We start from the raw sequence: 11,801 nt of genomic DNA on the forward strand, positions 1-11,801 counted from the left end.
TGTGGGAACCCTTTCATCGGATTGACGTCAATGTCTGGGCTGCGTGCAATTGGCACCACCACAGATCTTCGCTGCGCTTTCTGATATGCTTGCGGCGCTTTGCTAACAAGAGGCTTCATGTTGTCTATGTCAGGTTGGCGTAAACTCTATTACAAATTACTTAATTTACCACTCTCCTTTTTGGTAAAAAGTAAGGCCATTCCGGCCGATCCCGTGTCTGAACATGGTCTGGATCCGACCCGACCTATTATGTATGTTTTGCCTTACGATTCGAAGGCTGACTTACTGACTTTACGTGCACAGTGTCTGCGGCATCATCTGCCCGACCCACTCACTCCGCTGGAGATTGATGGTTCACTGTTGCCACGCCACGTGTTTATCCATGATGGCCCGCGCGTCTTTCCCTATTTTGTGCCCAGCGTTGAATCGGTGAAAATCTTTCACGATTACCTGGACCTGCATCGCAATAACCCTAAGCTGGATATTCAGATGCTGCCAGTCACGGTGATGTTTGGCCGCGCGCCAGGACGTGAAGTCCAGGGCGAAGCGACGCCGCATCTGCGGGTGCTGAACGGGGTGCAGAAGTTCTTTGCAGTAATCTGGCATGGACGCGACAGTTTTGTCCGTTTCTCGCCGACTGTCTCACTGCGCCGTATGGCAACGGAACACGGTACAGATAAGTCGATTGCCCAGAAACTGGCTCGCGTGGCACGCATCCATTTTGCCCGTCAGCGAATGGCGGCGATCGGCCCGCGTTTACCGGCGCGTCAGGATCTGTTTAATCGCCTTCTGCAATCCAAAGCGATTGAAAAAGCCGTCGAAGATGAAGCACGCAGCAAAAAAATCTCCCATGAGAAAGCGCAGCAGAACGCCGTCGAGATGATGGAGGAGATTGCGGCAAACTTCTCCTATGAAGCCATCCGCGTAACTGACCGCGTGATGGGCTGGCTCTGGAGTCGGCTCTATCAGGGCATCAACGTCAATGGCGGCGAAAAAGTCCGCCAGCTGGCGCAGGATGGCCACGAGATTGTCTATGTGCCGTGCCATCGCAGCCACATGGATTATCTGCTGCTTTCCTATGTGCTCTATCATCAGGGACTGGTGCCGCCGCACATTGCCGCAGGTATCAATCTCAACTTCTGGCCAGCTGGCCCGATTTTCCGTCGTCTGGGCGCCTTCTTCATTCGTCGTACCTTTAAAGGCAACAAGCTCTACGCCACGGTATTCCGCGAATATCTCGGCGAGCTGTTCACCCGGGGCTATTCGGTTGAGTATTTTGTGGAAGGAGGTCGCTCACGTACCGGTCGCCTGCTGGACCCTAAAACCGGTACCTTAGCCATGACCTTGCAGGCGATGCTGCGCGGTGGAAATCGCCCCATCACGCTGGTGCCGATCTACATCGGCTATGAGCACGTGATGGAAGTGGGCACTTACGCTAAAGAACTGCGCGGTGCAGCGAAAGAGAAAGAAGGCTTTATGCAGATGGTGCGCGGCTTACGCAAGCTGCGCAATCTCGGTCAGGGTTACGTTAACTTTGGCGAACCCCTGCCGCTGGTCAACTATCTCAATAAGCGGGTGCCGGAATGGCGCGATGCAATCGATCCGATTGAGCCGCAGCGGCCCAGCTGGTTAACACCAACCGTCAACGATATTGCTGCCAGCCTGATGGTGCGTATCAATGAAGCGGGCGCGGCTAACGCCATGAACCTCTGTGTCACGGCGCTGCTGGCGTCACGTCAGCGCTCACTAACCCGTGAACAGCTGATTGAACAACTGGAGTGCTATACCCAGTTGCTGCGCAACGTGCCTTACTCGCCAAATGCGACCGTACCCGATCTCTCAGCGGAAGCGCTGCTCGATCACGCCATGGGTATGAATAAGTTTGAGAGTGAAAAGGACAGCATTGGCGACATCATTATTCTGCCGCGCGAGCAGGCAGTGCTGATGACCTACTATCGCAACAACATTCATCACATGCTGGTGATGCCGTCGCTGATTGCTGCCATTGTTCAGCAGCATCAGACGCTGAGCGAAGCGGAACTGCTGCGTCAGGTGAGCCTGATCTACCCGATGCTGAAGAGTGAACTGTTCCTGCGTTGGCAGAGCGATGAGCTGCCACAACTGCTGACTGACGTGAGTCAGGAGCTGGCGCGTCAGGGACTGATTACCTTCGAAGCGGGTGAGTTGCGCTTTACCGCAGCACGCTATCGCACGCTGCAACTGCTGGCTGCTGGCGTGCGCGAAACGCTGCAGCGTTATGCCATTACCTTCTCTATTCTCAGCGCCAAGCCGACGATTAACCGTGGCACGCTGGAGAAAGAGAGCCGGACGCTGGCACAGCGTCTGTCAGTGTTGCACGGGATCAATGCCCCGGAGTTCTTCGACAAAGCGGTCTTTACCTCGCTGGTGCTGACGTTGCGCGATGAAGGATATATCAGCGACAGCGGTGATGCCGATGTCGCGCAGACCCTGGCGACCTGGCATATCCTGGCTGACCTTGTCACCAGTGATGTCCGCATGACAATTGAAACCGCGGTAGCGCACGACTGACATCGCACACAGTAAAAAGGCGACCTCATGAGGTCGCCTTTTTTATGTCCGGAAACGCTATCAGAACAGCTGACTGAACGGCGGCGTATTCATCAGTACGCCAAGGAACAGCACCATCCCGACGTAGTTGTTATTCAGGAAAGCCTGGAAGCAGGGCTGACGTTCACGCCCGGCGATCAGCTTTTGCTGATACACAAACAGAGCAGCCGCCAGCAGCAGCGTCCAGTAGAAGGCACTGTTCAGATGCAGCATCATGCCCACCAGCGCCATCAGCAGCAGGGTCGCCAGTTGCAGCAGACCGATGATCAGCTTGTCGAAGCGACCAAATAAAATCGCCGTCGACTTCACACCAATCTTCAGATCATCATCCCGATCCACCATCGCATACTGCGTGTCGTAAGCGACCGTCCAGCAGATGTTGGCGATAAATACCAGCCAGCATACCAGAGGTAAGGACTCACTAACTGCGGACCATGCCATAGGAATCGCCCAGCCAAATGCGGCCCCCAGCACCACCTGCGGCAGATGGGTATAGCGCTTCATAAAGGGATACACCCACGCCAGCGCCAGCCCCACGACGGAGAGCATAATTGTCATCAGGTTCATGGTCAGCACCAGCGCAAAAGCCACCAGCGCCAGAATCACGAACAGCAGCTTAGCCTCTTTTGAACTGACCGCGCCGCTGGCCAGTGGCCGGTGCTTCGTGCGCTCCACGTGACCATCGACTTTGCGATCGGCGTAGTCATTGATCACACAACCAGCCGCACGCATGACAATCACTCCGGCCACAAACACCGCCAGCACCGGCAGTGGCGGAATCGACATACCCGCCAGCCATAATGCCCAGAGCGTTGGCCACATCAGCAGCAGCGTACCAATGGGTTTGTCGATACGCATCAGGCGAGCATAGGCACGCCACTTATTCATACTTAAGCTATTTTGCACCACAGGATCCTCAGACCAGATCGCGATAAAGCGGCGATGCCGGTAAAAACAGTTCAGTCAGCAGCAGCGGTTTGCCGGAGAGACGCAGGCGCGAACGCCGTCCCCACAATCCCTCTACCTGGCCCGGATCAATAAAATCACGGGTCAGCGTCGACGAGGAGAAGAGATAGCGACCCAGAGGACGGGTGCCCAGCTGTTGCAGCATGGCCTCTGGCCCGTTGAGGGTGCTTTCCGGCACCAGCGTGCGGCCAGCCAGCCAGGGCTGATCGTCGCCGAACAGTAGCACTTCACGCAGCCAGAAGCGTTCATCGTCTGGCAACAACGCCCTTTCCTCACCCAACTCGCTGGCGTCGATAAAACCTTCACGCAGCAGCTGAACCGTGACCCGCTGACAGTGCTGTTCAAAACGGCGCGTCATTGAATCTTCCTCCATCAGCCAGTCAAGCAATGGCGGCGCCAGAGTGGCCTGCGACGGAGAAAGCCAGATGAGCGAACGTAATAAGCTGAGTGCGTCTTGCGACATGAGCACCACTCCCGATAATTTTCAGGTCGCTAGTTTAGCGCAGAGAAGCGATGCGAACACCTGCCGTCGTGTCAGACGGCAGGAAGATTACTCGCGTTTCAGCCGGTTGCTGTTTGCCAGCCAAAGGGTGATCACCAGAATCAGAATCGCCGCAGAGTAGCAGAGCGTATCGAAGGGATTTTTATGGTCGACGATAATCAGGCGGATGATGGCCGTGATGCCGATATAGACAAAATAGCGCAGCGGAAAATGATAGCCAGACTGAAAGTACTTCACAATCAGGGCGATAAATTCGAAGTAGAGGAAATAGATGACGATGCCATCAATCAGCAGATAGGAGGAAGCCTGTTCGCCAGTGTTAAACAGCACGTTTGCCAGATGGATAGTTTCTTTGCCTAAAAAGACGATCAGGATGATCGCCAGACTCAGCAGACCCAGATTCAGCACCCATTGCAGTACTGTTGCAAGGTGGCGGGCCAAAGGATTTTTGTCACTCATGTTGCGCCTTTAAAAGGAGTTATTAGCGCGCGGTATCATGCGCGAGTGTGACGCAAATCACAATAACTCCTCAGGCCTCCACATCAACACAGAGCGCATCGTAGCGCCAGTATTCACAATCGCAGTCAATCACCTCTTTTTGCTGGTTGCGATTAATGCGGGTGATCAGCAAGCCGGGACTGCCCGGTGCCACATTCAGCGTGGGGGCGGCAACCTCCGGCAGCGGGCCAGGCAGAATAGTGAAGCGCGCGCCGCCGTATCGAATACCGTAGCGCTGGTCATAGAGATCGGTCAGAGAACGGGTCAGGTCTTCATCGAGCAGCCCGGGGAAAAAACGCGGGTTGAGATAGTGTTCAACATACAGTACCGCACGCCCATCAATGCGCCGCAGGCGGCGGATGCAGTAAACCGCCGAACCGGGGGCCAGCCGCAGCGCGCGGGCTACGCTGTCGTGCGCCGCGACCTGCTCAGCGGCGATGACCTCGGTGGTCGCCTGCCGTCCCTGCTCCATCGCCATGGCATGAAAGTGACTGTGATGCAGCGGATTGTAGACCAGACGCGGCGGCGCGATAAACCAGCCACGACGCAGCTCCCGGTAGATCATACCCTGCGCTTCCAGCTTGCCCAGCGCTTCCCGCAGAGTAATGCGCGTGGTGCTGAACGCCTCGCTTAAGGCACGCTCTGACGGCAGTCGCCCGCCGCTGAATTCACCCGCCTGAATGCGCGTCAGCAGTGCGCTGGCAATCGCATCCGCCGTTTTGAGTGCTATCGACTCCACAACAGTAGCCTCATTTTGGTGCGACTTCGCACTCTGACTGTTCAGGTAAACGTGCCTGTGACGGTCAAGCGGATCACGTCTCTTGTCGCCCATCCCCGCACCGTACCGCCTTGTCATAAATCGTTCATATACAGGGGCTACATTGGCTCGGTTCTTGCTGGACTAGACCAGCCAGGCCCATCAACTTACACCCGGAGCAACTGAGATGAAAGCGTTTATCGCCTCTGTAGTAGCCAGTGCTGTAGTCCTCACCCTGCCCGTTGCGCAGGCCGCCGATAACGACCTCGCCGCGCTGGAAAAAGCCGCCCGCAGTGAAGGTCAGGTCAACAGCGTCGGGATGCCAGACAGCTGGGCCAACTGGAAAGATACCTGGAACGACATCAGCAGCAAATATGGCCTTAAGCACAGCGATACCGATATGTCATCGGCGCAGGAGCTGGCGAAATTCGATGCCGAGAAAGAGAACGCCAGCGCTGACATCGGTGACGTGGGCGCCGCCTTTGGCCCGATTGCCGTTGCTAAAGGCGTCACCCAGCCCTATAAGCCGACGCACTGGGATCAGATTCCGGCCTGGGCCAAAGATAAAGACGGTCACTGGGCGCTGGCTTATACCGGCACTATCGCCTTTCTGATCGACAAGCAGCAGGTTAAAGATATTCCCCACAGCTGGGCCGATCTGAAGAAAGGTAAGTATGTGGTTACTATCGGCGACGTCGGTGTGGCTGCTCAGGCGGCTAACGGCGTACTGGCTGCAAACTACGCTTTAGGCGGTGATGAGAAGAACCTGAAGCCAGCGCTGGCGTTCTTTGCCGATCTGGCAAAACAGGGGCGCCTTGGCGTAACCGACCCGGTGATTGCGAACATCGAAAAAGGCGAAGTGCAGATGGCGGTGGTGTGGGACTTTAACGCGCTTAACTACCGTGACCAGATCGACAAAAATCGCTACGAAGTGGTGATACCGTCTGATGGTTCCGTGACCTCCGGCTATACCACCCTCATCAACAAATATGCGAAACACCCTAACGCCGCAAAACTGACGCGCGAATATATCTTCTCAGACCAGGGACAGATCAATCTGGCGAAGGGCTATGCCCGCCCGATTCGTGCTGAGCACCTGACCCTGCCAGCGGACGTTCAGGCTCGCCTGCTGCCGCAATCAGAATATAAAAACGCCCGTCCGGTTAAGGATCAGGCTGCCTGGGATAAATCGTCGAAAATGCTGCCGCGCCTGTGGCAGGAAAACGTCATCATCAACATGCAGCAGTAGTTCGCGGCAGGGAGAACGGAATGAAGACCATACTGGTCGTGCTGGACGGCCTGAGCAATCAGGTCGCACAACATGCAATGGGTTACCTGCATGCCGAATGTTCGCAGGGCAACGGGTTCTATTACTCTATGACCTGTGAATTACCGTCGCTGTCGCGCCCGCTTTATGAGTGCATTCTGACAGGGGTTCCGCCGGTCAGAAGCGGCATTATTCATAATGGCGTCAGCCGGTTAAGTCGCGAACGCAGCGTGTTTCATTTTGCGCGCGCGGCGGGCCTGACGACTGCGGCGGCGGCCTACCACTGGGTGAGTGAGCTTTATAACCGTACCCCGTTCGTTCCGGCGCGCGATCGTCACACCGATGCGCCGGACCTGCCCATTCAGTTTGGCCATTTTTACTCTGACGATAGTTATCCCGACTCGCATCTGTTTGAAGATGCAGAGAGCCTGCGGCTGCGTCACGATCCCGATTTTCTGCTGATCCACCCGATGAATATTGACGATGCCGGTCATAGATCGGGGCTCTCCTCGCCGCAGTACCGCAACCGGGCGCGCATCGCCGACGGTCTGCTATCGCAGTGGATGCCGCTATGGCTGGCCGGGGGCTACCAGGTGATGGTGACCGCCGATCACGGCATGAATGACGATCGCTCCCACGGAGGGATTCTGCCGGAGGAGACCACGGTACCCCTGTTCGTTTTTGGTCGCGCTTTCTCGCTGCAGCCTGATCTTGTACCCCAGCAGACCGACCTGTGTGGCACGCTGTGTGAACTGCTTGAAGTGGCGCATGACAAGCCGGTCTGTCGCGGCCTGCTGGCGGAGTCTCAACGATGAAGGGAAAAGGATTCGCACTGCTGCTGCTGTTACCTTTCACCCTGTTCTGGGTTGGCTTTCAGCTGGCACCGCTGTTGTGGATTGCCATCAACAGTTTCTGGAGTGACATGAACAGCCAGTGGGGCTGGGATAACTATCATGACATCCTCACCTCACCGTTCTATCAGCAGGCCTTTCGCTTTTCGCTGGATATCTCGCTCTGGTCCAGCGTCTGGGGACTACTGATTGCGCTGGTCACCGGCTATTCGCTGCATCAGCTCGGCGGCGGACGACTCCAGCGCTTTCTTATCTCCTTTACCAACATGACCAGCAACTTTGCCGGTGTCCCGCTGGCATTTGCCTTTGTGATTCTGCTGGGGCTGAACGGCTGCCTGACGCTGCTGCTGCGCCATTATGGTGTGATTGAGAGCTTCCGACTTTTCTCGCGCAACGGCATGGTGCTGGTTTACACCTGGTTCCAGATCCCGCTGGGCGTGCTGCTGCTCTACCCGGCGTTTGACGGGCTGAAAAAAGAGTGGCAGGAGTCCGCTGCGCTGCTGGGTGCCAGCCGCGGTCACTACTGGTGGCACATCGGCCTGCCGATTCTGTTCCCGGCGCTGCTTGGAACCTTCGTGATCCTGCTGGCGAATGCGCTGGGTGCCTACGCCACGATTTACGCCCTGACCACCGGTAATTTCAACGTGGTGCCGGTGCGCATCGCCGCGCTGGTGTCCGGTGATATTTCGCTGGATCCCAATACCGGCAGCGCGCTGGCGATGCTGCTGGTGGCCATTATGGCGCTCATCACCCTGGTGCAGCAGTATCTGGTGCGGCGCAGCTATCTCAATGCGAAACAGCCATGAAAGGAGCCGTCATGTCGCGTGCTGAGCATCTTTATCACCGGATCATGGTCGGGTTACTTTTTACCCTGCTGGCGTTGCCTTTACTGGCGACGCTGCTCTATGCAGTGTCGTCCGACTGGAGTAACACCATCCTGCCGCAGGGCTACAGCCTGAAATGGTTCATCCAGCTCTGGAGCGATCCGCGTTTTCTGACGGCGTTAGGCCATTCGCTGCTCATTTGTTTCGGTGCGCTGCTGTTCTCGCTAGTACTGGTGCTGCCTACCATGTTTGTAATCGCTTACTACTTTCCCCGACTGGATTCGGTGATGAACATCCTGATCCTGATGCCTTTCGCCGTGCCCCCGGTGGTGTCATCTGTGGGATTACTCCAGCTCTACTCTTCATCACCGCTGATGCTGACCGGCACGCCATGGATCTTAATCGGCTGCTATTTCACCATCGCACTGCCCTTTATCTATCGGGCGCTGGCGAACAATATGCAGGCAATCAACCTCAAAGAGCTGATTGATGCTGCACAGCTGCTGGGAGCCAGTACCTGGCAGGCGGCGATCTGGTTGGTGCTGCCCAACCTGCGCAAAGGGATGCTGATTGCCGTTCTGCTCTCTTTCTCCTTTCTGATTGGCGAATTTGTCTTCGCTAACCTGCTGGTCGGCAACCGCTATGAAACGCTGCAGGTTTATCTCTTCAACATGCGTAACGGCAGCGGTCACTTCACCAGCGCACTGGTGATCTCCTATTTCCTGGTCGTGCTGCTGGTCACCTGGCTGGCCAACACCCTGAATCCTGAACGAGGCTGAATATGCATTATCTTGAGGTCAGAGAGCTGAACAAGTCCTATGGACCCACAGCTATTTTTGAGCAGATCAATTTCAGCGCCGCAGAAGGTGAATTTGTCACTCTGCTCGGCCCCAGCGGCTGCGGTAAATCAACGCTGCTGCGCTGTCTGGCCGGGCTAACCAGCGTCGACAGCGGCGAGATCAGAATAGAGGGCAAAGATATCGTGCCACTGGCACCGCAGAAGCGCGCCATTGGCATGGTGTTCCAGAGCTATGCGCTGTTTCCCAACATGACCGTGGAGAAGAACGTCGCGTTTGGTCTGAAGATGCAGAAACTGCCCGAAGCGCAGATCCGCCAGCGGGTGCTGGAGGTGCTGGAACTGGTTGAACTCAATGACTATGCACGCCGTTATCCGCATCAGCTATCGGGCGGGCAGTGTCAGCGCGTGGCGCTGGCGCGTTCACTGGTGACGCGTCCGCGTCTGCTGCTGCTGGATGAGCCGCTGTCGGCACTGGATGCGCGTATTCGTCGCCATCTGCGCGATCAAATCCGGCGCATCCAGCGTGAGCTGAATCTCACTACCCTCTTCGTCACCCACGATCAGGAGGAGGCGCTGACGCTCTCCGATCGCATCGTGCTGATGAACCGGGGTAAAATCGTGCAGAACGGGGATGCCGAAGCGCTCTATACCCAGCCGGTCGATCTGTTCGCCGCCGGATTTATCGGCAACTACAACCTGCTCAGTGCTGAGCAGGCAACGCGCCTGACCGGCCAGTCTTTTCACAGCCAGGTGGCCATTCGCCCGGAATCGATGCTGTTCACCGCGCCGGGCCAGGGCATTCCTGCGGAGATCCTCAGCCACAGCCTGCTGGGGAACGTGATCCGCTATCGAATCCGGGCGCATGACGTGGAACTTTCGGTGGATGTGCTTAACCGCTCGGCGGCGGATTTGCATCCCGCAGGCAGGAAGATTGGTCTACAATTGGAGATGTCGACTTTGCGCCAGGTTGCTTAAAACACAGGAAAAAATCACGCATAGCACGGCAATCCCCTTTACAGATTGCTCTCGCTGTCAGGCTGGCAGTCTGTGCTGTTTGAAGCCTGACAAACGAGGAGCAACACCACGTGTTAACCCTGCTTAACCTACTCTCTGCTGTGGCCCTGCTGGTCTGGGGCACGCATATTGTGCGAACCGGCATCATGCGGGTCTATGGTGCCGACCTGCGCCGCGTTCTGAGCCGCAGCATAGAAAAAAAACCGATGGCGTTTCTGGCGGGCATCGGCGTGACCACGCTGGTGCAGAGCAGCAATGCCACCACATTGCTGGTGACCTCGTTTGTGGCGCAGAATCTGGTCAGCCTGACGCCCGCGCTGGTGGTGATTCTGGGCGCAGATGTCGGTACGGCCATCATGGCGCGTATCCTGACCTTTGATCTCTCCTGGCTCTCACCACTGTTTATTTTCTTTGGCGTGGTGTTCTTCCTCAGCCGCAAACAGACGCGCGCCGGTCAGTTAGGCCGCGCCAGTATTGGCCTGGGCCTGATATTGCTGGCGCTGCAGCTGATTGTTGAAGCAGCCCGGCCAATAACTCAGGCTGCCGGTGTCCAGGTGCTCTTCTCCAGCCTGACCGGCGACGTCATGCTCGATGCGCTGCTGGGTGCGGTATTCGCCATCATCAGTTACTCCAGCCTGGCGGCGGTGCTGATCACTGCGACGCTCACCGCCACCGGGGTAATTTCGTTCAAGGTTGCGCTCTGTCTGGTAATTGGTGCCAATCTCGGTAGCGGCCTGCTGGCGATGATTAATGCCAGCGGCTCGAATGCTGCGGGCAAGCGCGTAGCGCTGGGCAGCCTGCTGTTCAAGTTCATCGGCTGCGTGCTGATCCTGCCCTTTGTCGATATTGTGGCGACCTGGCTTGATAAGCTGCCGGTCAACGATGAAGAGTTAGTGATTTTCTTCCATGTGTTTTACAACCTCATCCGCTGCGTGGCGATGGTGCCGTTTGCTGACCTGATGGCGCGCCTCTGCCGTCGTCTCATTGCCGACGACGTCGACAACGCACTGCACCTCAAACCAAAGCACCTCGATCGCAGCGCCCTGGATACCCCGGCGCTGGCGCTGGTGAACGCCGCCCGTGAAGCGCTGCGTATGGGTGACGTGCTGGAGCAGATGCTGGAGGCATTTAATAAAGTTGTGCATGGCGAATCCCGCGAGGAGCGCACGGTGCGGCGACTGGATGATGATGTCGATGTGCTCTATACCGCCATCAAACTCTATCTGGCGAGAATGCCAAAAGAGGATCTGCCTGAAGACGATTCGCGCCGCTGGGGCGAAATCATTGAGATGTCACTCAATCTGGAGCAGGCCGGTGACATTATTGAGCGGATGAGCGGCGACGTTGCAGACAAGTCGCTGGCAGCGGGCCGCGCGTTTTCTGCCGAAGGATTAAAAGAGCTTCAGGAGCTACAGGAGCTGTTGATCGCCAATCTCAGAATGAGTCTGTCGGTGTTTCTGTCGCACGATGTCACCAGCGCGAAACGTCTGCGTCGCGCTAAACATCGCTTCCGCCTGATGATTCGCCGCTATTCTCACGCCCACGTTGATCGCCTGCACCAGCAGAACGTGCAGAGCATCGAGACCAGCTCGCTGCACCTCGGTTTACTCGGCGACATGAAGCGCCTGAATTCGCTGTTCTGCAGTGTGGCCTATACCGTGCTGGACCAGCCCGACGATGAACGGGATTATGAATAAGGCGGGTGAACAGAGCATTGCGTCAGGCTGAAAACAC

11 protein-coding genes are annotated in these 11,801 nt (G+C 56.7%); 7 read left to right on the top strand and 4 right to left on the bottom strand.

Annotated elements, in window-relative coordinates; all coding sequences use genetic code 11:
• The first annotated feature begins 126 nt into the window (after nt 1–126).
• Entirely contained in the window at nt 127–2,550 is a 2,424-nt protein-coding gene (plsB, locus tag ACR8BF_RS17490) for a glycerol-3-phosphate 1-O-acyltransferase PlsB (RefSeq protein WP_179897821.1), read from the top strand.
• Between the two features lie 60 nt (nt 2,551–2,610).
• Here the strand turns inward: plsB and ubiA are convergent, their stop codons facing one another.
• The 4 genes from ubiA to ACR8BF_RS17510 all read right to left on the bottom strand — a co-directional run bounded on the left by ubiA (nt 2,611) and on the right by ACR8BF_RS17510 (nt 5,294).
• Nucleotides 2,611–3,495 (bottom strand): 4-hydroxybenzoate octaprenyltransferase, encoded by an 885-nt coding sequence (gene ubiA, locus ACR8BF_RS17495; protein ID WP_179897194.1) that lies wholly within the window; start codon nt 3,493–3,495, stop codon nt 2,611–2,613.
• A gap of 10 nt (nt 3,496–3,505) precedes the next feature.
• Complete coding sequence (gene ubiC, locus ACR8BF_RS17500; RefSeq protein WP_434745337.1) at nt 3,506–4,018, bottom strand: chorismate lyase; 513 nt, start codon at nt 4,016–4,018, stop codon at nt 3,506–3,508.
• An 87-nt stretch (nt 4,019–4,105) separates the two neighbouring features.
• On the bottom strand, nt 4,106–4,516 hold the full coding sequence (gene psiE, locus ACR8BF_RS17505; RefSeq protein ID WP_090963668.1) for a phosphate-starvation-inducible protein PsiE: 411 nt from the start codon (nt 4,514–4,516) through the stop codon (nt 4,106–4,108).
• Nucleotides 4,517–4,586: 70 nt separating this feature from the next.
• Nucleotides 4,587–5,294, bottom strand: coding sequence for a UTRA domain-containing protein (locus ACR8BF_RS17510; RefSeq protein ID WP_313697897.1), 708 nt, complete (start codon nt 5,292–5,294; stop codon nt 4,587–4,589).
• 205 nt (nt 5,295–5,499) lie between these two features.
• Here ACR8BF_RS17510 and ACR8BF_RS17515 point away from each other — a divergent pair, with 205 nt between their 5' ends.
• The 6 genes from ACR8BF_RS17515 to ACR8BF_RS17540 all read left to right on the top strand — a co-directional run bounded on the left by ACR8BF_RS17515 (nt 5,500) and on the right by ACR8BF_RS17540 (nt 11,764).
• Nucleotides 5,500–6,561 carry an ABC transporter substrate-binding protein gene (locus tag ACR8BF_RS17515; protein ID WP_179897188.1) on the top strand — a complete coding sequence of 354 codons (1,062 nt, stop codon included), beginning with the start codon at nt 5,500–5,502 and terminating at the stop codon, nt 6,559–6,561.
• 20 nt (nt 6,562–6,581) lie between these two features.
• Nucleotides 6,582–7,394 (top strand): alkaline phosphatase family protein, encoded by an 813-nt coding sequence (locus ACR8BF_RS17520; protein WP_292986653.1) that lies wholly within the window; start codon nt 6,582–6,584, stop codon nt 7,392–7,394.
• A complete protein-coding gene (locus ACR8BF_RS17525) occupies nt 7,391–8,236 on the top strand; it encodes an ABC transporter permease (protein ID WP_434745338.1) in 846 nt (281 codons plus the stop codon). Before ACR8BF_RS17520 ends, ACR8BF_RS17525 begins: the two co-directional genes overlap by 4 nt.
• Nucleotides 8,237–8,247: 11 nt before the next feature.
• Nucleotides 8,248–9,033, top strand: a complete 786-nt coding sequence (locus ACR8BF_RS17530; protein WP_434745339.1) for an ABC transporter permease — start codon at nt 8,248–8,250, stop codon at nt 9,031–9,033.
• Between the two features lie 2 nt (nt 9,034–9,035).
• Nucleotides 9,036–10,028 carry an ABC transporter ATP-binding protein gene (locus tag ACR8BF_RS17535; RefSeq protein WP_179897181.1) on the top strand — a complete coding sequence of 331 codons (993 nt, stop codon included), beginning with the start codon at nt 9,036–9,038 and terminating at the stop codon, nt 10,026–10,028.
• Nucleotides 10,029–10,138: 110 nt separating this feature from the next.
• On the top strand, nt 10,139–11,764 hold the full coding sequence (locus ACR8BF_RS17540; RefSeq protein WP_179897179.1) for a Na/Pi cotransporter family protein: 1,626 nt from the start codon (nt 10,139–10,141) through the stop codon (nt 11,762–11,764).
• Nucleotides 11,765–11,801: the final 37 nt, after the last annotated feature.

The sequence above is a fragment of the Candidatus Pantoea rara genome (assembly GCF_051136265.1).
Classification (GTDB): domain Bacteria; phylum Pseudomonadota; class Gammaproteobacteria; order Enterobacterales; family Enterobacteriaceae; genus Pantoea; species Pantoea rara.